The sequence below is a fragment of the Streptomyces sp. NPDC014623 genome (assembly GCF_043088245.1).
Lineage (GTDB): Bacteria > Actinomycetota > Actinomycetes > Streptomycetales > Streptomycetaceae > Streptomyces.
Window position 1 is genome coordinate 280,942 of record NZ_JBIBZU010000003.1, and the last position, 19,977, is coordinate 300,918.

Annotated in this window: 21 protein-coding genes; 20 read left to right on the plus strand and 1 reads right to left on the minus strand. The window is 73.6% G+C overall.

Annotation, left to right across the window (positions count from 1 at the left end):
- The first annotated feature begins 5 nt into the window (after positions 1 to 5).
- From hisH to ACF1FZ_RS07675, 9 genes are all read left to right on the plus strand, one after another.
- A complete protein-coding gene (gene hisH / locus ACF1FZ_RS07635) occupies positions 6 to 647 on the plus strand; it encodes an imidazole glycerol phosphate synthase subunit HisH (RefSeq protein WP_391772445.1) in 642 nt (213 codons plus the stop codon).
- On the plus strand, positions 647 to 1,372 hold the full coding sequence (gene priA / locus ACF1FZ_RS07640) for a bifunctional 1-(5-phosphoribosyl)-5-((5-phosphoribosylamino)methylideneamino)imidazole-4-carboxamide isomerase/phosphoribosylanthranilate isomerase PriA (protein ID WP_391772446.1): 726 nt from the start codon (positions 647 to 649) through the stop codon (positions 1,370 to 1,372). Before hisH ends, priA begins: the two co-directional genes overlap by 1 nt.
- The gene (locus ACF1FZ_RS07645) at positions 1,369 to 1,767 is read left to right on the plus strand and encodes a RidA family protein (RefSeq protein ID WP_391772447.1); all 399 of its coding nucleotides are present in this window, start codon (positions 1,369 to 1,371) and stop codon (positions 1,765 to 1,767) included. Before priA ends, ACF1FZ_RS07645 begins: the two co-directional genes overlap by 4 nt.
- On the plus strand, positions 1,764 to 2,519 hold the full coding sequence (gene hisF, locus ACF1FZ_RS07650) for an imidazole glycerol phosphate synthase subunit HisF (protein WP_391772448.1): 756 nt from the start codon (positions 1,764 to 1,766) through the stop codon (positions 2,517 to 2,519). Before ACF1FZ_RS07645 ends, hisF begins: the two co-directional genes overlap by 4 nt.
- Before the next feature lie 186 nt (positions 2,520 to 2,705).
- A complete protein-coding gene (locus tag ACF1FZ_RS07655) occupies positions 2,706 to 3,635 on the plus strand; it encodes an alpha/beta hydrolase family protein (RefSeq protein WP_391772449.1) in 930 nt (309 codons plus the stop codon).
- 178 nt (positions 3,636 to 3,813) lie between these two features.
- Positions 3,814 to 4,014 (plus strand): hypothetical protein, encoded by a 201-nt coding sequence (locus ACF1FZ_RS07660; protein ID WP_391772450.1) that lies wholly within the window; start codon positions 3,814 to 3,816, stop codon positions 4,012 to 4,014.
- Between the two features lie 201 nt (positions 4,015 to 4,215).
- Positions 4,216 to 7,017, plus strand: coding sequence for an AAA family ATPase (locus ACF1FZ_RS07665; protein ID WP_391772451.1), 2,802 nt, complete (start codon positions 4,216 to 4,218; stop codon positions 7,015 to 7,017).
- A 126-nt stretch (positions 7,018 to 7,143) separates the two neighbouring features.
- Complete coding sequence (locus ACF1FZ_RS07670; RefSeq protein WP_391772452.1) at positions 7,144 to 8,496, plus strand: PucR family transcriptional regulator; 1,353 nt, start codon at positions 7,144 to 7,146, stop codon at positions 8,494 to 8,496.
- Positions 8,497 to 8,757: 261 nt separating this feature from the next.
- Complete coding sequence (locus ACF1FZ_RS07675; protein WP_391772453.1) at positions 8,758 to 10,359, plus strand: cation acetate symporter; 1,602 nt, start codon at positions 8,758 to 8,760, stop codon at positions 10,357 to 10,359.
- A gap of 30 nt (positions 10,360 to 10,389) precedes the next feature.
- Here the strand turns inward: ACF1FZ_RS07675 and ACF1FZ_RS07680 are convergent, their stop codons facing one another.
- A complete protein-coding gene (locus ACF1FZ_RS07680) occupies positions 10,390 to 11,022 on the minus strand; it encodes a TIGR03085 family metal-binding protein (protein ID WP_391772454.1) in 633 nt (210 codons plus the stop codon).
- Positions 11,023 to 11,107: 85 nt separating this feature from the next.
- On the opposite strand from ACF1FZ_RS07680, the gene hisI reads away from it, so the two are divergent.
- The 11 genes from hisI to lgt all read left to right on the plus strand — a co-directional run bounded on the left by hisI (position 11,108) and on the right by lgt (position 19,925).
- The gene (gene hisI, locus ACF1FZ_RS07685) at positions 11,108 to 11,488 is read left to right on the plus strand and encodes a phosphoribosyl-AMP cyclohydrolase (RefSeq protein WP_391772455.1); all 381 of its coding nucleotides are present in this window, start codon (positions 11,108 to 11,110) and stop codon (positions 11,486 to 11,488) included.
- An 11-nt stretch (positions 11,489 to 11,499) separates the two neighbouring features.
- Positions 11,500 to 12,993 carry an anthranilate synthase component I gene (locus ACF1FZ_RS07690; RefSeq protein WP_391772456.1) on the plus strand — a complete coding sequence of 498 codons (1,494 nt, stop codon included), beginning with the start codon at positions 11,500 to 11,502 and terminating at the stop codon, positions 12,991 to 12,993.
- Positions 12,994 to 13,007: 14 nt separating this feature from the next.
- A complete protein-coding gene (locus ACF1FZ_RS07695; protein WP_391772457.1) occupies positions 13,008 to 13,667 on the plus strand; it encodes a TIGR02234 family membrane protein in 660 nt (219 codons plus the stop codon).
- A gap of 94 nt (positions 13,668 to 13,761) precedes the next feature.
- Positions 13,762 to 14,013 carry an HGxxPAAW family protein gene (locus ACF1FZ_RS07700; protein WP_391772458.1) on the plus strand — a complete coding sequence of 84 codons (252 nt, stop codon included), beginning with the start codon at positions 13,762 to 13,764 and terminating at the stop codon, positions 14,011 to 14,013.
- Positions 14,014 to 14,106: 93 nt separating this feature from the next.
- Positions 14,107 to 14,589 carry a DUF2752 domain-containing protein gene (locus tag ACF1FZ_RS07705; RefSeq protein WP_391772459.1) on the plus strand — a complete coding sequence of 161 codons (483 nt, stop codon included), beginning with the start codon at positions 14,107 to 14,109 and terminating at the stop codon, positions 14,587 to 14,589.
- Between the two features lie 113 nt (positions 14,590 to 14,702).
- A complete protein-coding gene (gene trpC, locus ACF1FZ_RS07710) occupies positions 14,703 to 15,512 on the plus strand; it encodes an indole-3-glycerol phosphate synthase TrpC (protein WP_359466306.1) in 810 nt (269 codons plus the stop codon).
- Complete coding sequence (gene trpM, locus ACF1FZ_RS07715; RefSeq protein ID WP_391772612.1) at positions 15,509 to 15,739, plus strand: tryptophan biosynthesis modulator TrpM; 231 nt, start codon at positions 15,509 to 15,511, stop codon at positions 15,737 to 15,739. Before trpC ends, trpM begins: the two co-directional genes overlap by 4 nt.
- A gap of 136 nt (positions 15,740 to 15,875) precedes the next feature.
- On the plus strand, positions 15,876 to 17,156 hold the full coding sequence (gene trpB, locus ACF1FZ_RS07720; RefSeq protein WP_391772460.1) for a tryptophan synthase subunit beta: 1,281 nt from the start codon (positions 15,876 to 15,878) through the stop codon (positions 17,154 to 17,156).
- A complete protein-coding gene (gene trpA / locus ACF1FZ_RS07725; RefSeq protein ID WP_391772461.1) occupies positions 17,153 to 17,965 on the plus strand; it encodes a tryptophan synthase subunit alpha in 813 nt (270 codons plus the stop codon). Before trpB ends, trpA begins: the two co-directional genes overlap by 4 nt.
- 75 nt (positions 17,966 to 18,040) lie before the next feature.
- On the plus strand, positions 18,041 to 18,865 hold the full coding sequence (locus tag ACF1FZ_RS07730; RefSeq protein ID WP_391772462.1) for a DsbA family protein: 825 nt from the start codon (positions 18,041 to 18,043) through the stop codon (positions 18,863 to 18,865).
- A gap of 97 nt (positions 18,866 to 18,962) precedes the next feature.
- The gene (gene lgt / locus ACF1FZ_RS07735; protein WP_391772463.1) at positions 18,963 to 19,925 is read left to right on the plus strand and encodes a prolipoprotein diacylglyceryl transferase; all 963 of its coding nucleotides are present in this window, start codon (positions 18,963 to 18,965) and stop codon (positions 19,923 to 19,925) included.
- Positions 19,926 to 19,977: the final 52 nt, after the last annotated feature.

Consider the following 19,977-nt stretch of genomic DNA (forward strand, 5'->3'; position numbering starts at 1 on the left):
GCGCTATGAGTGACAAGAAGAAGATCGTCGTCTTCGACTACGGCTTCGGCAACGTCCGTTCGGCGGAGCGGGCCCTCACCCACGTCGGCGGGGACGTGGAGATCACCCGTGACTTCGACACCGCGATGAACGCCGACGGGCTGCTCGTCCCCGGGGTCGGCGCCTTCTCGGCCTGCATGGCCGGTCTGAAGCAGGCACGCGGCGAATGGGTCATCGGCCGCAGGCTGGCCGGCGGCCGCCCAGTCATGGGCATCTGTGTCGGTATGCAGATCCTGTTCGAGCGCGGCATCGAGCACGGCGTCGAGACGGAGGGCCTCGACGAGTGGCCCGGCACCGTCGGACCGCTCAAGGCCGACGTCGTTCCGCACATGGGCTGGAACACCGTCGAGTCCCCCGAGGACTCCCAGCTCTTCGCCGGCCTGGACGCCGGGGCCCGCTACTACTTCGTGCACTCCTACGCGGCGCACGACTGGTCCCTCGAAGTGACCAACGCCAAGATCCGTGCCCCCAAGGTCACGTGGTCGACGCACGGAGAGCGGTTCGTGGCCGCCGTCGAGAACGGCGCGCTGTGGGCCACCCAGTTCCACCCCGAGAAGTCCGGCGACGCCGGCGCCCAGCTGCTGACCAACTGGATCGAGACGCTGTAATGCCGAAGCTTGAACTGCTCCCCGCCGTAGACGTCCGCGACGGACAGGCCGTCCGCCTCGTGCACGGCGAATCCGGCTCCGAGACCTCCTACGGCTCCCCGCTCGAGGCGGCACTCGCCTGGCAGAGCTCCGGGGCCGAGTGGCTGCACCTCGTCGACCTGGACGCCGCGTTCGGCACCGGCGACAACCGTGCGCTGATCGCCGAAGTGGCCGGTGCCATGGACATCAAGGTCGAGCTCTCCGGCGGCATCCGCGACGACGCCTCGCTGGAGGCCGCGCTCGCCACCGGCTGCCGCCGGGTCAACCTCGGCACCGCCGCCCTGGAGACCCCCGAGTGGGTCGCCAAGGTCATCGCCGAACACGGCGACAAGATCGCCGTCGGCCTCGACGTCCGGGGCACCACGCTGCGCGGCCGCGGCTGGACCCGTGACGGCGGCGACCTCTACGAGACGCTCGCCCGCCTCGACTCCGAGGGCTGCGCCCGCTACGTCGTGACCGACATCGCCAAGGACGGCACACTGCAGGGCCCCAACCTGGCACTCCTGCGGGACGTCTGCGCCGCCACCGACAAGCCCGTCGTCGCCTCCGGCGGCGTCTCCTCGCTCGCCGACCTGCGCGCGATCTCCCTGCTCGTCCCGGAAGGCGTCGAGGGAGCCATCGTCGGCAAGGCGCTGTACGCCAAGGCGTTCACCCTCGAAGAGGCACTCAAGGCGGTCGCCGCATGACGGACTCCGTACGCCGCGTCTCCTCGGGCGGCCCGTGGGAGGAGAAGTTCGGCTACTCCCGCGCGGTACAGCTCCCGAACGGACTGGTCCTGGTCTCCGGCTGCACCTCGGTGGTCAACGGCCAGATCTCCGCGGGCAGTCCGTACGAGCAGGCCGTCGCGTCCTTCCAGGCCGCCTTCGACGCCCTGAAGCAGGCCGGACTCGGCCGTGAGGACGTCGTCCGCACCCGGATGTACATCACCCACGCCCGGGACGTCGACGAGGTGGGCCGCGCCCACAAGGAGCTGTTCGACGACGTCCGCCCCGCCGCCTCCATGATCATCGTGTCCGGTTTCGTCGACCCCTCCCTGGTCGTCGAGGTCGAGGTCGAGGCGTACCGGGCAGGTGTGCGATGACGCTCGCCGTACGGGTCATCCCCTGCCTGGACGTGGACAACGGCCGCGTCGTCAAGGGCGTCAACTTCCAGAACCTGCGCGACGCGGGCGACCCCGTCGAGATGGCGAAACTGTACGACGCGGAGGGTGCCGACGAGCTGACGTTCCTCGACATCACCGCCTCCAGCGGCGACCGCGAGACGACGTACGACGTGGTGCGCCGCACCGCCGAGCAGGTCTTCATCCCGCTCACCGTCGGCGGCGGGGTCCGCACCCCCGACGACGTCGACAAGCTGCTGCGCGCCGGGGCCGACAAGGTAGGGGTCAACACCGCCGCCATCGCCCGGCCCGACCTCGTCCGCGAGATCGCCGAACGCTTCGGGCGCCAGGTGCTCGTGCTCTCCGTCGACGCCCGGCGCACCTCTGAGGGCACCTTCGAGGTGACGACCCACGGCGGCCGGAAGGGCACCGGCATCGACGCCGTCGAGTGGGCGCACCGGGCCGCCGAGCTCGGCGCGGGCGAGATCCTGCTCAACTCGATGGACGCCGACGGCACGAAGGACGGTTACGACACCGAGATGATCGAGGCGGTCCGGGCCCACGTCTCCGTCCCCGTCATCGCCTCCGGTGGCGCGGGCAGGCTCGCGGACTTCCCGCCGGCCATCGGCGCGGGCGCCGACGCCGTCCTCGCCGCGTCCGTCTTCCACTTCGGTGACCTGCGGATCTCCGAGGTCAAGGGCGCTCTGCGCGAGGCCGGGCACCCCGTCCGCTGACCGGGCCGGAAAGACCGCCGGTCGCGAAGACCGGCGATCTCGCCGATGTGGACCCGGAGGACACGCCGCCAGAGTGGCGCCGTCAACGAATGACGGCGCCACTCACGCGGTGCACCCCCGAAGGCCCCCGGACGACGGGGCGCCGGCTGCCGCGGTGTGGTTCGCCACAACCGAGAGGAACTCCCCGTGCAGCAGCACCTCCCCTCCGGCGACATCTCCCCGCAGCCCCGCCGCACGTCGAAGAGCCGCTCCCGCACCCTCAAGGGCGCCCTGGCAGCCGCGGCGGCGACCGCCGGTCTGCTCACCGCGCTGGTACCGGGCGGAGCCCAGGCCGCCGACAACCCGTACGAGCGTGGCCCGGCCCCGAGCAACTCGAGCATCGAGGCGAGCAGGGGCTCGTACGCCACCTCGCAGACCTCCGTCTCCTCGCTGAGCGTCAGGGGATTCGGCGGCGGAACGATCTACTACCCGACGTCCACCTCCGACGGGAAGTTCGGCGCGGTCGTGATCTCGCCGGGTTTCACCGCCTACGAGTCGAGCATCGCCTGGCTGGGGCCGCGTCTGGCGTCGCAGGGCTTCGTGGTGTTCACCATCGACACCAACACCACGCTGGACCAGCCGGCCAGCCGTGGTGACCAGCTGCTGGCCGCTCTGGACTACCTGACCCAGGACAGCTCGGTGCGCGGCCGGGTCGACTCGTCCCGGCTGGGTGTGATGGGCCACTCGATGGGGGGCGGCGGCACGCTGGAGGCCGCGAAGGACCGTCCTTCGCTGAAGGCGGCGATACCGCTGACCGGCTGGAACACGGACAAGACATGGCCGGAGATCCAGACACCGACGCTGATCGTCGGCGCGGACGGTGACACGGTCGCCTCCGTCGCCAGCCATTCGAAGCCGTTCTACAACTCGCTGCCGAGTTCGCTGGACAAGGCGTATCTGGAGCTGCGGGGCGCGTCCCACTTCACGCCGAACACGTCCAACACGACGATCGCGAAGTACAGCATCTCGTGGCTGAAGCGCTTCATCGACGACGACACCCGCTACGAGCAGTTCCTGTGCCCGATCCCGTCGGCGAGCCTGACGATCGCCGAGTACCGGGGCAACTGCCCGCACTGATCCGGGGGAATGACCGGGGCCGGACCGCGCGTACCGCGGTCCGGCCCCTTCGCGCTGCCGGAGCCGCTCAGCCCGGGTACCGGTCCGCGCGCCGGCCCACGCGCCGGTCCGCACCCCGGTCCTCGCCGGAGAACCGGGTGGGGGACCCGGCCGCACCCGGGTCGCGCACGGAGGCCGGGTGGTCACCGTGCAGCACGACCGGTTCCGCGGCCTCGACCGCGTCGGCCAGGACCCGGGGACGTACGGCCGGGGGCCGCTCTCGCCGGCCGGCACCGGTGCGGGCACCCGTCGGCCCCGCGCCACCAGCGCCTCGACGACGCCGTGCAGCAGCACCACCGGGGGCAGGGCGTCGTCCGGGTCCCGCGACCAGGACCGGTAACGCAGGGGCGAACCGTCGTGTGTACGCGATTCATCAGTCATGCACCGGCGTCGGGGGCGGCCGCCGGGGAACGGGCCGGGGCTGTGCCCCCGCACAGTGCGAAGTCCGTTCCGTTGGGAGCCCGCACCACTCCGGGCACACCGGGAACAGGGAGCGGACGCGAGCCTTCCGAGGCTGTTTACGCGGAAGTAACGTGAGGGTGTGACCCCATCGACGACCGTGCACAGTCCGCTCCGGCTGTACGGCCGCAGCGGTGAACTGACCATCCTGGAAACCTTGTTGGGCCGGCTGCGGGCAGGGGACGGCGGAGCGCTCGTGCTGACCTCGCCGCCCGGCCTCGGCCGTACGGCCCTGCTGCGCCAGGCCGCCGCCCGCTACCTCGGTGGGTACGGCGGCCCCGTGCTGTACGCCTCCGCGGCCCCCGCCGAACAGCGCCTGCCCTACAGCGGGCTGCACGCCCTGCTCTGCTCCGCCCCCGGTCCGCTGCCCGTCGCGCCCGACACCATCCTGCGCTCCGGGATCACCCCGGGCGGACTGCTCGGTCTCCTGCGGGGCCTGGGGGCCGAACAGCCTCTGCTGGTCTGCGTGGACGACGCGCACGCCTGGGACGCCGACTCCCGTGCCGCGCTCGGCTTCGCCGCCCGCAGACTCGGCGCGGGCAGCCGGGTCGCGGTGGTGATCGGCGCAGCCGACGAGACCGCCTTCGCCGGACTGCCCGCGCTGGGGCTCGGCCCGCTCGAGGACGACGCGGCGAGCGCGCTGCTGGACCGGCTCACGGACGGCACGGCCGATGTCGACCCCGTCGTACGCAGCGAACTGCTGCGCGAGGCGGCCGGCAACCCGCGGTTGCTGGCCGGGCTGGTCGGCCGGCTCACCCCCGGCCAGCTGGCCGGGCGCGTCGCGCTGCCCTACCCGCTCCCCGGGGCCGAGGGCGTCCTCGACGCCCACGCCGGACAACTGGAGGGACTGTCGCCCGACACCCATGCCCTGCTCCTGCTGGCCGCGGCCGCGGAGGAGCACGAACCGGACGGAGCCGGCGCCGACGCCGCTCTGCTGCTGCGGGCCGGCGCCCGGGCCGGACTGGCCACCGCGCACCTCGACCGGGTGCTCTTCGCACCCGCGGGCGCCACCGGAGCCCTCCAGCGGGCGGGAAGCCGCGTGCACTTCAGCCACCCGCTGCTGCGCCGCGCGGTCCTGCACCGGGCGCCCCCGGGCCACCGCCGGGCCGTGCACGAACTGCTCGCCGGACTGCTCGCCGGGCCCGGCCCGGCCCCGCTGTCCGCGCTCGTCCAGCGGGCCTGCGCCGCACCCGGGCCGGACGCCGCCCTCGCCGGGCAGCTGGAGGCCGCAGCCGTCGCCCCGCGCCCGCACGGCGAACGGTCGGCCGCGCTGGCACGCGCCGCCTCCCTCTCCACCGACGACACCCTGCGCGCCGCGCGGTTCACCGCCGCCGCCGAGCAGGCCCGGCTGGCCGGCGACACCGGCCGGGCCCGCGCCCTGCTGGCCCGCGTCGGACCCCACCTCGCCGGGGGCCTGGCGCCCTACGTACGCGGCATGCTCGCCCTGCGCGACGGACCGGCGGCCGACGCCCGCGAGGCACTCCTGACCGCGGCCGGACTGCTCGCCCCGCATGACCCCCGCCGCACGCTGGACGCCCTGTTCTGCGCCGCCGAGGCGGCGTGGGACATGGGAGACGCCATCGCGTACCTGGACGCGATGAACCGCGTGCCCGTCGCCGCGGCCGACCGGTCCATGGCGCAGTACCGTGCCGGCATGTGCGCCGTGCTCGCCGGGCACCCCGACCGGGGCCACGCCCTCCTGCGGTGCTGTCTGGACTCCGCCGACCGCGCGGAGGACGCCGGTGAACTGCTGCGGGCGGGAGCCTCGGCGCTGGTGCTCGGCGAGGTCGAGGCGGCCTGCCGGGCAGGGGCCCGAGCCCTCGCCGTCGTACGCACCCGGGGGCCCGAGGCCCTGCTGCCGCACACCCTGGAGCAGCTCGCCTACGCCGAACTGCGCACCGGTCAGCACGCCAGAGCCCGGGCCCACGCCCTGGAAGGACTGCACGCGGCGCGCCGTACCGGGCAGCGGAACTCCGCCACCCATCTGCACGCCGTGCTCGCGCTCACCGCCTCGGTGGAGGGGCCGGCCGAGGCGTGCGCCGCCCACGCCGACGCGGCACTGGCCGGGGCGGGGCCGCACGGCCTGGCGCAGGCGGCCACGCTCGCCACCTGGGCGGTCGCCCGCGCGGACCTGGCGGCCGGGCGGCCCGGCGAGGCCGCGGCCCGGCTCCGTCCGCTGGTCAGGCCGGGACCCGGGACGGGGCACTTCGCGACCCGGATGCTGGCCGTGCCGTGCTACGTCGAGGCGATGGTGCTCTCCGGCCGCGCGGACGAAGGGGCGGAGGAACTCGTGTCGGCCGTCGAGGAGTTCGCCTTGTGGACCGCGCGGACGACCGACCCTCAGGTCCCCGCCCAGCTGGCCCGCTGCCGCGCCCTGCTGGCGTCGCCCCAGGAGGCCGCCGCCCGGTACGAGGAGGCACTGGCCCACCACGACCGCGCGGGCGGCGATTTCGAGCGCGCCCGCACCCAGCTGCTCCACGGCCAGCTGCTGCGCCGTCTGCGCCGCACCCGCGAGGCCCGTGGCCCGCTGCGCGACGCGCTGGTGGCGTTCGAGCGCTGCTCCGCCCGCGCCTGGGCCGAGCGTGCGGGAGGGGAGCTGCGGGCCGCCGGTGAGGCGGTGGACGTGCCGGACCGGAGCGGCCCCGGCCCGCTGGCCGGCCTGACCCCCCAGCAGCAGCGGATCGCCCGCTGTGTCGCGGAAGGAGCCACGAACCGCGAGGTGGCGGTGCGGCTCTCGGTGAGCCCGCGGACCGTCGACCACCACCTGCGCAACGTGTTCGCCGCACTCGGTGTCCGGTCCCGGACCGAGCTCGCGCGGCTGCTGGACCGCGGGGGCGGGGCGAGGTTGCAGGACCGTGATGAGAAGAACCGCGCAGACCCCTAGGTACCGACCGGGCGGTATGCCATTCTGCGGTCGTCAGGATCGATCGGTGTGCGCCTGCCCAATGCCGGGCGGGCGCACACCGGGGCCGGCCGAACCGCAGCCGGCCGATTCCCGGTGGAGGCCGCCATGCCACAGGTCGTACGTTCACGGATCAGGGCGCTGCACGGACCGCCCCCCGTCACACCGTTGCCGCACCGCGCCCGTTCCCTGGCCGACCGGGAGGCCGTGACGGTGCTCCACCGGGCGGCCCGTGCGCTGCTGGAGGCGCTGCCGGAGCTCACCGACCGGCTGGTCGAGGCGCTGCGCGAGCAGGAGCCCGCCTACCGCGCCGCGATGGAGACCGAGCACACCGAGATCTGGCAGGAGGTCCACCACTCGCTGCGGCACAACGTCGCCTCCCTCATCCAGCCCCGGGAGTCCAGGGAGGCCGCGCACCGCACCTCCCGGTGGATCGGTGAGAGCCGGGCCGAGCAGGGCGTACCGCTCGACGCGGTCATGCACGCCTTCCGGATGGGCGGGGCGATGGTCTGGCAGGAACTGGTCGACGACACGGCCCGCCGCCACCCCGAGGACACCCGGCTGCTCGTCCATGTCGCCGCCGACGTCTGGAACTTCGTCGACGAGCACTGCGGGGTGGTGGCCGAGGCGTACCGGCAGGCCGAGCGGCGGCTCTCCTGGCGCCGTGAGAACCAGCAGCGCCTGATGACGGCGGCCCTCCTGGACGGCACCGCCCGGATCGCGGACCTGCCGGACGCCGCGGCGATGCTGGGGCTCGTGGTGCAGGGGCGGTACGCCGTACTCGCGGTCGCCGGAGCCCGCCGCGCCCCGCACGGCACCGGCCACCCACCGCTGACCCTGGCCGGGGGCGCGCCCGCGCTCTGGCACTCGGCGGGGGACGTGGAGCTGGCGGTCCTGCCGCTGGGGAGGGGCCCGGTGGCGGCCGAGGCGGAGCCGCAGTCCGGCGGCGACACCGAGAACGCGCCTGCCACCGGCCCCGCCGCGGCCTCCGACGGTGAACTCGCCGCCCTCGCGGCCGGCCTGACGGCACCCCAGGGCACCCGGATCGGCATCAGCTCCGTGGTCGAGGGGCTCGCCTCCGTCGGTGACGCACGGCGGCTCGCCGAGACGGCGCTGCGGGCCTGCCCGGCGTCAGGCGGCACCGTCCTGCTCGACGAGCACCTGCCCACCGCGCTCGTCGTGTCCTCACCCGGTCTCGGGACGGCGCTCGCCGGCCGGGTCCTCGGGCCGCTGGACCGGCTCGACCCCGCGGACCGTGACGTGATCATCGAGACGCTGACCGCGTGGCTCGACTCGGACGGGTCGGCGCAACGGGCCGGAGCGAAGCTCTACTGCCACCGCAACACCGTGCTGAACAGGCTCCGGCGGTTCGAGCAGATGACGGGGCGCTGCCTGACACGGCCCTCGGACGCCGTCGAGGTGTCCCTGGCACTGGCGGCCCGGCGGCTGCTGGCGGGCTGAACGGGGGCCGTCCGCGGCGGGGCAGGACCGAGGAGACCGGGCCAGGGGCGGCCGCCGCCGCGCGGAGATCCGCCCCGCTCCCTTCCGGAGCCAGCAGTTCCGGCCGGTGTGGGACTGTGCGGCCGCACAGTCCCACACCGGCCGGGCTGTACCGGTGCCGCGCCCTCCCTCCGCCCCCTGGGCCCCCCGCGCTCCGGCTGGTGCCATGGCGCGCATGTCTTCAGCTGCCCCTTGCAGAGCCGTGCCGGCGGAGCGAACCCGGTGAGCGGCGCGATCGACGCCCGGTCCCTGGCCGTGGTCATCTTCCTCGGCTTCGTCGCCGTGTCCCTGCTGCTGTGCGGACTCGCCGCGGCCGACCAGGACGATCCGGAGCACTTCTACGCGGGCGGCGCCACCCTCGGCCCCGTCGGCGCGGGACTGGCCATCGCCGGGGACTACGTCTCCGCCGCCACGCTGCTCTCCACCACCGGGTCCGTCGCGCTCGCCGGCTTCGACGGGCTGCTCTTCGCCCTGGCGACAGTCGCCTCGCTGGCGCTGGTCATGCGCCTCTTCGCCGAACGCCTGCGCCGCAGAGGCGTGTTCACCATGGGCGACTTCCTCGCCGACCGGCTCGGCGACAACTCCGTACGCCGTGCGCTGGGCGTGGCCACCCTCGTCGTACTCGCCCCGCTGCTGCTCGTCCAGCTCACCACCGCCGGCCGCGTCATGACGTCCATGTTCGGGCTGCCCGACGGCGCGCTCACCGGCTGCACCGTCGCCAGCGGCGTGCTGATGGTCTGCTACTCGGCGTTCGGCGGGATGCGGGGCACCGGCTACATCCAGATCCTCAAGGTGGCCGTCGTCCTGGGAGCGGTCACCCTGCTCGCGGGCCTCGTCCTCGCACGCTTCGGCTGGTCCCCGTTCGCCCTCTTCGACGCCGCGCAGGCAGGCAGCAGGGCGGGCGGTGACTATGCGCGCCCCGGGCTGCAGTTCGGACACGGACTCGCGGGAAGTCTCGACCTGATCGGCTTCCAGGCCACCCTCGTGCTCGGCGCCGCCTGCATGCCGCACATCATGATGCGGCTCCACCCCCTCCGTGACGCCCGGACCGCCCGCCGGGCCGGCATCTGGGCCGTGAGCCCCGTCGTCCTGCTGTGCGGCGGCATCGTCGTCGTCGGACTCGGTGCCTCCGCGCTGATCGGCCGGGACCTGCTGCACGCCGCCGATCCGGCCGGCGGCACCGCCCTGCTGATGGTGACCAGCGCCCTGGACCCCGGTGCGGCCGGGCCACGCGACAGTCCCCTCTTCGCACTCGTGGCCTGCGCCGCGTTCGCCACCACCCTGGCCGCGGTCGCCGGAATCACCCTGGCCGCGGCCTCGTCCCTGGCCCGCGACTTCACGGTGAAGTCGGGCGCGCAGGGAGAGGGCAAGGCCTCCGGCAGGGAGATCCGGCGCGCCCGCTGGGCCGTCGCCGGTATCGGGGCACTCGCCGTGCTCCTCTCGGCGTACACCCACGACCGCAACCCCCAGGTGCTGCTCTCCCTGTCGTTCGCGGCGGCGGCCTCGGTCCTGCCGCCCGTCCTGCTGTACGCCCTGTTCCGGCCGCGCTTCAACGCCCGCGGGGTGCGGTGGACCGTGTACGGGACGCTTCCGCTGACCGGGATCCTCATGGTCCTGTCACCGGCGTTCTCCGGCACACCCGTCGCGTTCTTCCCGGAGTGGGACTTCGGCGTCTTCCCGCTCCAGACCCCGGGGCTGGTCACCATCCCGGCGGGATTCCTCCTCGGACTGCTGGGATCGGGCCGGGACCCGGACGCGGCACCGGGCGAACGGCACCGCCACCGGGCCCGCCGGGCGCCTGTACGCGCCCGCACCCGCGTCTGAGCGGCCGGTACCGGACGCCCGGGCCCCGGGTCAGAGGCCGAGCTCGGCCGTGTGCAGGCGGGCCAGCGCGTCCTTGTCGCCCTCCAGCTCGACCCGCGCCGCCTCCTGCCGCCCCGCCGCGAACAACAGCAGCTCGCCCGGCTCCCCGGTGACCGTCACCACCGGGGTGCCCTTGTGGGCCACCGCCGTCTGACCGTCCGGGCGCCGCAGTACCAGACCCACCGGGGACCGGCGGCCCAGCATCCGGGCCGTCCTCTCGGTGCGGGACCACAGCACATCGGCGAAGACCGGGTCGAGGTCCCGCTGCGACCAGTCGGGCTGGGCCCGGCGCACGTCCTCCGCGTGGATGTAGAACTCGACGGTGTTGGCAGCCTCGTCCAGCTGCTTCAGGCCGAAGGGCGACATCCGGGGCGGGCCCGTCCGGATGAGCTGGATCAGCTCCTCGTACGGCTTGGCGGCGAATTCGGCCTGGACCCGCTCCAGCCGGTTCTTCAGGGGTCCCAGAAGAATCCCGCCCGCGGCGTCCGCACGGCGTTCACGCACCACGACATGGGCGGCAAGGTCACGGGTCTTCCAGCCGTCGCACAGAGTCAGAGCCTCGGGGCCCGCCGCTTCCAACAGGTCGGCGAGCAGAAGACGTTCACGCTTCGCATGGGTCGACATGCCCGCCAGCGTACGACCGCCGCCCGCGGTCCGCCCAGTGGACGCCCGGCCGGAAGGCCCCGCCCGGCGCGGCACAATGGGGCGCATGACCAGCACGCCCGGCCCCACGCCCGCCAGCAGTCTCGACCCGGCCCTCGCCGCCCGCCTCAAGCGCGGCCCCGACGGACTGGTCCCGGCCATCGCCCAGCAGTACGACACGGGCGAGGTGCTCATGCTCGGCTGGATGGACGACGAGGCCCTGCACCGCACCCTCACCACGGGCCGCTGCACCTACTGGTCCCGCAGCCGGCAGGAGTACTGGGTCAAGGGCGACACCTCCGGCCACGTCCAGCAGGTCAAGTCCGTCGCGCTGGACTGCGACGCCGACACCGTCCTGGTGAAGGTCGACCAGACGGGCGCCGCCTGCCACACGGGCGACCGCACCTGCTTCGACAAGGACGTCCTTCCTCTCACCGCGCCCCGATAAGGTCAGCCGCCATGGATCTCGAGACCTTCCGCAAGCTCGCCGCCGACCGGCGCGTCATCCCCGTCAGCCGCCGGCTCCTCGCGGACGGCGACACCCCGGTCGGGCTCTACCGCAAACTCGCGGCCGAGCGCACCGGCACGTTCCTCCTCGAATCCGCGGAGAACGGCCGCACCTGGTCCCGCTACTCCTTCATCGGGGTACGCAGCGCCGCCACCCTGACCGCCCTCGACGGACAGACCCACTGGCTCGGCACCCCGCCCGTCGGCGTCCCCGTCGACGGAGACCCGCTGCAGGCCCTGCGGGCCACCGTCGAGACGCTGCACACCCCCCGCGACCTGGTCGGTGACGCCGGCCTGCCACCGTTCACCGGCGGCATGGTCGGCTACCTCGGCTACGACGTCGTCCGCCGGCTCGAGCGGATCACCGAGCACGGCGGCGACGATCTGGAGCTCCCCGAGCTCACGATGCTGCTCACCTCGGACCTCGCCGTGCTCGACCACGGGAACGGCACCGTCCTGCTGATCGCCAACGCGATCAACCACAACGACCTGGAGACCGGGGTCGACGAGGCGTACGCCGACGCGGTCGCCCGGCTCGACGCCATGGAGCGGGACCTGTCCCGGCCCGTGGAGAACGCTCCCGCCGCGCTGCCGCCCTCCGAGCTCCCGCCCTCCACCGCGCTCTGGGGCGGTCAGGCCTTCAGGGACGCCGTCGAGGACGTCAAGGAGCGCATCAGGGCCGGTGAGGCCTTCCAGGTCGTCCCCTCCCAGCGCTTCGAGACGCCGTGCACGGCGAGCGCGCTGGACGTCTACCGGGTCCTGCGGGCCACCAACCCGTCGCCGTACATGTACCTCTTCCGTTTCGACGGCTTCGACGTCGTCGGCTCCAGCCCCGAGGCGCTGGTCAAGGTCGAGGACGGCCGGGCGATGGTTCACCCGATCGCCGGAACCAGGCACCGTGGCGCCACACCGCAGGAGGACCAGGCGCTCGCCGACGAGCTCCTCGCCGACCCCAAGGAGCGCGCCGAGCACCTGATGCTCGTCGACCTCGGCCGCAACGACCTGGGACGGGTCTGCGCGCCCGGCAGCGTCGAGGTCGTCGACTTCATGTCGGTCGAGCGGTACTCGCACGTGATGCACATCGTCTCCACCGTCACCGGACGCGTCGCCGAGGGCCGCAGCGCCTTCGACGTCCTCACCGCCTGCTTCCCCGCGGGCACCCTCTCCGGCGCGCCCAAACCCCGCGCCCTGCAGATCATCGAGGAGCTCGAACCCACCCGCCGGGGCCTGTACGGCGGCTGCGTCGGCTACCTCGACTTCGCCGGGGACTCCGACACGGCCATCGCCATCCGGACCGCCCTGCTCCGCGACGGCACCGCGTACGTCCAGGCCGGTGCGGGCGTCGTCGCGGACTCCGACCCGGCCGCCGAGGACATGGAGTGCCGCAACAAGGCGGCCGCGGTCCTGCGGGCCGTGCACACGGCGAACCGCCTCGGGGCCCACTGAGCCGGTAGGGGATAGTGGAGTACGTGAGTGCCGTCCCCGTACCCCAGCCCCGTGCCCGATCCGCCTCCGCGCCCGACAGCGCGGGGAGCCGCCGAAGCCTGGCCGCCGGCCTGCTCCTCGGAGCGGCCGGCGCCACCGTCGTCCTCCTCGCGTCGGGGCAGACCTGGGCCGAGGGCGAGGCGGCTGTAGGCGGCGGCGCCCTGCCGCTCAGTGCCGACGGCCAGGAGGTCACCGGCCTTCCGGCGGCCCTGGCCGTCGTCGGTCTGGCCGCCCTCGTCGCGGTCTTCGCCGTCCGCGGCGCCGGCCGGCTGGTCGTCGCCGGGCTCCTGGCCCTCAGCGGCCTCGGCGCCGCCCTGAGCGCCTTCTCCGGCGCCTCGGACAGATCGGCCCTGGACGGGCAGGCCGCGCAGACCACGGGCAACACCTCGGCCACGGTCGAGGCCCTCGGCCACACCGCCTGGCCCTACGTCACCGCGGCCGGCGGGCTGCTGATCCTGCTCGCGGGACTGCTCGCCCTCCGCTACGGCGGCCGCTGGCCGGCCATGTCGGGACGGTACGAACGCGACGGCACCCCCCGCCCCCGCAAGGCCGCCCGCACCGCCCCGGACCCCGACCGGCCCGAGGAGCTGTGGAAGGCCCTGGACCGCGGCGAGGACCCGACGCGCGAGGCGTGACCCCCAGCCTCACGTCCGCCGGCGCGTACGGGACAATGGCAGTGAGCTTTCCCAGCAGCGATTACTTCAGCGCACCACCAACAAGGAGCAACTCATGGCGGGCAGCAGCCACGGACACACCCCGGCCGCCTGGACCGGTGTCATCATCTCCTTCATCGGCTTCTGCATCGCGGGCCTCTTCATGGTCGCGGCCAACGCGCTCGGCTTCTGGGCCGGTGTGGCCGTCGCCGTTCTCGGCGGGGTCGTCGGTCTCGCCATGAAGGCGGCCGGCCTCGGCATGCCCAAGGAGTCTCCCGAGATGGCGGCCGCCAGGTCCCGCGCCGCCCGGGCCCAGATCACGACCTGACACGCCCTTCGGCAGGTGCCGCTCCGAGGACACGACGCGAGGCGCAGCCCGGTCCGGGCTGCGCCTCTCCGCGTGAGCGGGGACAATCGGCGCGTGGACGCCTCAGCCTCTCCCGCCGCCGCCCCGGACCCCGTCCCCGTACCCGGTCCCGGCCTTCCGCCCGCCCCCGCCCCGGCGGCCTCCCGGATCCGGCGGCTCGCCGCTCCCGCCGGGGTCATGGCCGCCGTCGTCGGGGCCTTCGGCTACGTCGCCGCGGTCGACCCCAACGAACCCGGTCACTACCCGGTCTGCCCCATGCTCCGGTTCACCGGAGTGTTCTGCCCCGGCTGCGGCGGGCTCCGCAGCGCCCACGCCTTCGCCCACGGAGACCTCGCCGCGGCGCTCGGCGCCAACGCCCTGGCCGTCGTCGGCTACGCCGTCCTCGCCGTGGTCTGGCTGCTCTGGACGCTCCGCGCGAGCCGGGGCCGGACCCTGCGGATCGGTCTCGCCCCCGGTTACTGGTGGGGCATCGGTGCGGTGCTGCTGGTGTTCTCCGTGGTCAGGAACCTGCCCTTCGGATCGGCGCTCGCGCCCTGAGTGACCGGACAGTGGGACGGGAGGCGGCCGGATGCGGGCCTTACGCCCTCCTGCGGATACCATCGAGATGGCTGATCCTGTACTCATCACCGCTTCGGAAGGGGGCCGCTCGCGTGAGTGTGCTCGACGAGATCATCGACGGCGTCCGCGCCGACCTCGCGGAGCGGCAGGCGCGTGTCAGCCTCGACGAGCTCAAGGAACGCGCCGCGCGCGCTCCCCGGGCCAAGGACGGAGTCGCCGCCCTGCGCGGCGAGGGCGTGACCGTCATCTGCGAGGTCAAGCGTTCCAGCCCCTCCAAGGGGGCCCTGGCCGCCATCGCCGACCCGGCCGCGCTCGCCGCGGACTACGAGGCCGGCGGAGCGTCCGTCATCTCGGTCCTCACCGAGGAGCGCCGCTTCGGCGGATCGCTCGCCGACCTGGAGGCCGTCCGCGCCAAGGTCGACATCCCGGTCCTGCGCAAGGACTTCATCGTCACCTCGTACCAGCTGTGGGAGGCGCGTGCCTACGGCGCGGACCTCGCCCTCCTGATCGTCGCCGCCCTCGACCAGGAGGCCCTCGTCTCGCTGATCGAGCGCGCCGAGTCGATCGGCCTGACACCGCTCGTCGAGGCGCACGACGAGGAGGAGGCGGAGCGCGCCGTGGACGCCGGGGCGAAGATCATCGGTGTCAACGCGCGCAACCTCAAGGACCTCAAGGTCGACCGTTCCACCTTCGACCGTGTCGCCCCCGAGATCCCCGGCCACATCGTCAAGGTCGCCGAGTCCGGCGTCCGCGGCCCGCACGACCTCATCGCCTACGCCAACGCCGGCGCGGACGCGGTGCTCGTCGGCGAGTCCCTGGTCACCGGTCGCGACCCCCGGGCCGCCGTCGCCGACCTGGTCGCCGCCGGCGCCCACCCGGCGCTCCGGCACGGACGGGGCTGACCCCGCCCGTGCCCGCCGACCGTCGTCCCGCCGCCCGCATCCGGCCGGGCCTGCGCCCTGCCGGAGCGAGCGTCCGGGACCCGCACGCGCCGCTGGCGCGCGGCTGCCGCCCCCGCGGCTGCCGCGCCCCCGCCCGTCGTGTGCACGGCCGGCGCGTGCGCTACGTGATCGGTGACGAACCAGGTCAGGTCAACGGCATGCGATGGCGCACGGGGTTCCGCGCCTGATCCGGGCCCCGGCCGTCGTCCCGCCGTCCAGCGGGATCCGCACGCCCCACCGCGCCGACCGTCCACCGGTCGGCGTGGTGCTCCGCCCATGGCGCATACGGTGACATCACCCGTTGCGATTCGAGGAGCACGTCGCATGTCGTCCGACTTCTTCATCCCGGACCCCGAGGGTCTGATCCCCAGCGCCGAGGGGTACTTCGGCGCGTTCGGTGGCAAGTTCATCCCGGAGGCGCTGGTCGCCGCCGTGGACGAGGTGGCCGTGGAGTACGGCAAGGCCAAGGCGGACCCGGCCTTCGCCGCCGAGCTCAACGCGCTCATGGCCGACTACACGGGCCGCCCCAGCGCGCTGACCGAGGTCGCCCGCTTCGCCGGGCACGCGGGCGGGGCCCGCGTCTTCCTCAAGCGGGAGGACCTCAACCACACCGGTTCGCACAAGATCAACAACGTGCTGGGCCAGGCCCTGCTCACCAAGCGCATGGGCAAGACCCGCATCATCGCGGAGACCGGAGCGGGCCAGCACGGTGTCGCCACCGCGACCGCCTGCGCCCTCTTCGGGCTCGAATGCACCATCTACATGGGCGAGATCGACACCGAGCGCCAGGCGCTGAACGTGGCCCGGATGCGCATGCTCGGCGCCGAGGTCGTCGCCGTGAAGTCCGGCTCCCGGACCCTCAAGGACGCCATCAACGAGGCGTTCCGCGACTGGGTGGCCAATGTGGACCGCACCCACTACCTCTTCGGCACCGTCGCCGGGCCGCACCCCTTCCCGGCGATGGTCCGCGACTTCCACCGCGTCATCGGCGTCGAGGCCCGCCGCCAGATCCTGGAACGCACCGGCCGGCTGCCGGACGCCGCCGTCGCCTGCGTCGGCGGCGGCTCCAACGCCATCGGCCTCTTCCACGCCTTCATCCCGGACGCGGGCGTCCGGCTGATCGGCTGCGAACCCGCCGGACACGGTGTGGAGACCGGCGAGCACGCGGCCACCCTCACCGCCGGTGAACCCGGAATCCTGCACGGCTCGCGCAGCTACGTCCTCCAGGACGAGGAAGGCCAGATCACCGAGCCGTACTCGATCTCGGCCGGGCTCGACTACCCGGGCATCGGCCCCGAGCACGCCTACCTCAAGGACGTCGGGCGCGGCGAGTACCGTGCGGTCACCGACGACGCCGCCATGCAGGCGCTGCGCCTCCTCTCCCGCACCGAGGGGATCATCCCGGCCATCGAGAGCGCGCACGCGCTGGCCGGGGCCCTGGAGATCGGGCGGGAACTCGGTGAGGACGGACTGATCCTGGTCAACCTGTCCGGCCGTGGCGACAAGGACATGGACACGGCAGCGCGGTACTTCGGCCTGTACGACGGCGCCGACGCGGTCGTCGAGGCCGATGTGGCCGACGGAGAGGAAGAGGTCACCAAGTGAGCGGCAACCGAGAGCTTCTCGAATCGACGCTGGCCCGGGCGGCGTCCGAGGACCGGGCGGCGCTCATCGCCTACCTGCCCGGCGGTTTCCCGACCGTCGACGGCGGCATCGCGGCCGTCAAGGCGGCCGTCGCGGGCGGCGCCGACGTCGTCGAGGTGGGGCTCCCGCACAGTGATCCGGTGCTCGACGGGCCGGTCATCCAGACCGCCGACGACATCGCGCTGCGCGGCGGCCTCAAGATCGCCGACATCATGCGCACGGTCCGTGAGACGCATGAGGCGACGGGGGCGCCGATCCTCGTCATGACGTACTGGAACCCCGTCGACCGGTACGGCGTGGAGCGCTTCACCGCCGAGCTCGCCGACGCGGGCGGCGCCGGGTGCATCCTGCCCGACCTGCCGGTCCAGGAGTCCGGACTGTGGAGGGAGCACGCCGAGAAGCACGGTCTCGCCACCGTCTTCGTCGTCGCCCCGAGCAGCAAGGACGCGCGCCTCGCCACCATCACGGCGGCGGGCTCCGGATTCGTCTACGCCTCCTCGCTGATGGGCGTCACCGGCACCCGCGAATCCGTCGGCGAGCAGGCCCAGGACCTGGTGCGCCGCACCCGCGCCACCACCGACCTGCCGGTCTGTGTGGGCATCGGCGTCTCCACTGCCGAGCACGCCCGGCAGGTCGCGGGCTTCGCCGACGGGGTGATCGTCGGTTCGGCCTTCGTCAAGCGGATGCTGGACGCGCCGGACGAGGCCGCGGGCCTCGCCGCCGTCCGCGCGCTGGCGGGCGAACTGGCCGAAGGCGTTCGAAAGCGCTGACAGCGGTCGTCATCCGTACGGGTGGACCTGGGGCCGGGGAGGCGCTGCGGTGCCTCCCCGGTTCGTTCACGCACCGTGAGCGAGAAGAACCAGGACCGAAGCAGAGCCGCGCGTGACCGGCTCGTCCAGCAGCGTGAGCAGGGCCGGGCGCGGGAGCGCCGCCGCCGCACGATGATCGTCTCGGCCGCCGTGGTGGGGGTGCTCGCGCTGGCCGCAGTGATCGGCGTGATCGCGGCCAACGCCGGCAAGAGCGGCAAGGACAGCGAGGCCGGGCCCGCCGTCACCCCGTCCGGGGCGGTGGGGGAGGGCGGGCTCGCCCTCCGGGTCGGGGCCGGCGACGCACCGTCCACGCTCACGGTCTGGGAGGACTTCCGCTGCCCGGTCTGCGCCCAGTTCGAGACCGCCTTCCGCGACACGATCACAGAACTCACGGACAGCGGCCGGCTCAAGGTGGAGTACCACCTGGTGACGATCATCGACGGCAACCTCGGCGGCAGCGGGTCGCTGCGCGCGGCCAACGCCGCAGCCTGCGCCCAGGACGCCGGCAAGTTCGCCCCGTACCACGACGTCCTGTACCGCAACCAGCCACCGGAGACCGACGACGCCTTCGGCGACAACGGCAAGCTGATCGAGCTGGCCGGCGAGGTGGACGGTCTGGTCACCCCGTCCTTCCGCAGCTGTGTGGAGGACGGCACCCACGACAGCTGGGTCGAGAAGTCCGGCAAGGCGTTCACCGAGGGCGGGTTCGAGGGCACGCCGACCGCACTGCTCAACGGCGAGCCGGTCTTCCCGAAGAAGGGGGACGAACAGATCTCCGTCGCCAACCTCAGGAAGTGGGTCGCGGAGGCGAACAAGGGCAAGGAACCGGGCACCGTCGGAACCACACCGTCCACGTCCTGACGCACCCCGGCGAGTGCTTCGCGGCGGGTCCCGTTACCCAGAAGTTGCCGGACGGCTTGCCGTACGTCCCGTCCGGCAGGGTAGCGTCGACCTCGTCATGAACCTTGCCTTCATTCCCAGCCCGTCGACCGGGGTGATCGAGCTCGGCCCGATCCCGCTCCGCGGCTACGCGTTCTGCATCATCATCGGTGTCTTCGTCGCCGTCTGGTTCGGCAACAAGCGCTGGATCGCCAGAGGCGGCAAAGCCGGCACCGTGGCCGACATCGCCGTCTGGGCCGTGCCCTTCGGCCTGGTCGGCGGCAGGCTCTACCACGTGATCACCGACTACCAGCTGTACTTCAGCGACGGTGAGAACTGGGTGGACGCCTTCAAGATCTGGGAGGGCGGCCTCGGTATCTGGGGTGCGATCGCGCTCGGCGCGGTCGGTGCCTGGATCGGCTGCCGCCGCCGTGGGATCCCGCTCCCGGCCTGGGCGGACGCGCTGGCCCCCGGCATCGCCTTCGCCCAGGCGATCGGCCGCTGGGGCAACTGGTTCAACCAGGAACTGTACGGCCGGGAGACGGACGTCCCCTGGGCGCTGGAGATCAGCGAGGGCGTGAACCGGGTCGCGGGCACCTACCACCCGACCTTCCTCTACGAGTCCCTGTGGTGCGTCGGCGTCGCCTTCCTGGTCATCTGGGCGGACCGCCGCTTCGGGCTCGGACACGGCCGGGCCTTCGCCCTGTACGTCGCGGCGTACTGCGCGGGACGCGGCTGGATCGAGTACATGCGTGTCGACGAGGCGCACCACGTGCTGGGCCTCCGGCTCAACGTGTGGACCGCGGTCATCGTGTTCGTACTCGCGGTGACGTACATCGTGATCTCGGCGAAGAGGCGCCCCGGCCGCGAGGAGATCGTCGAGCCCGCCGCGGCGGACCTCGCCGAGGACGGCGGCGAGGAGGAAGCCGAAACGGCCTCCTCCGACGCGGCCTCCTCCGAGGCCGCACCCTCCGGGGACACCCCCGGGGCGGAGACGTCCCCGGAGAGCGGCGGGACCCCGCAGAAGGCCGACAGGAGCTGACGCTCCGCAGACCGCCGAGGGGCCGCCGGACCGTACAGGTCCGGCGGCCCCT

Coding starts and splice junctions, on each gene's coding strand:
- hisH (WP_391772445.1), top strand. CDS start 6: ATGAGTGACAAGAAGAAGATCGTCGTCTTCGACTACGGCTTCGGCAAC.
- priA (WP_391772446.1), top strand. CDS start 647: ATGCCGAAGCTTGAACTGCTCCCCGCCGTAGACGTCCGCGACGGACAG.
- ACF1FZ_RS07645 (WP_391772447.1), top strand. CDS start 1,369: ATGACGGACTCCGTACGCCGCGTCTCCTCGGGCGGCCCGTGGGAGGAG.
- hisF (WP_391772448.1), top strand. CDS start 1,764: ATGACGCTCGCCGTACGGGTCATCCCCTGCCTGGACGTGGACAACGGC.
- ACF1FZ_RS07670 (WP_391772452.1), top strand. CDS start 7,144: ATGCCACAGGTCGTACGTTCACGGATCAGGGCGCTGCACGGACCGCCC.
- ACF1FZ_RS07680 (WP_391772454.1), bottom strand. CDS start 11,022: ATGTCGACCCATGCGAAGCGTGAACGTCTTCTGCTCGCCGACCTGTTG.
- hisI (WP_391772455.1), top strand. CDS start 11,108: ATGACCAGCACGCCCGGCCCCACGCCCGCCAGCAGTCTCGACCCGGCC.
- ACF1FZ_RS07690 (WP_391772456.1), top strand. CDS start 11,500: ATGGATCTCGAGACCTTCCGCAAGCTCGCCGCCGACCGGCGCGTCATC.
- ACF1FZ_RS07700 (WP_391772458.1), top strand. CDS start 13,762: ATGGCGGGCAGCAGCCACGGACACACCCCGGCCGCCTGGACCGGTGTC.
- trpB (WP_391772460.1), top strand. CDS start 15,876: ATGTCGTCCGACTTCTTCATCCCGGACCCCGAGGGTCTGATCCCCAGC.
- lgt (WP_391772463.1), top strand. CDS start 18,963: ATGAACCTTGCCTTCATTCCCAGCCCGTCGACCGGGGTGATCGAGCTC.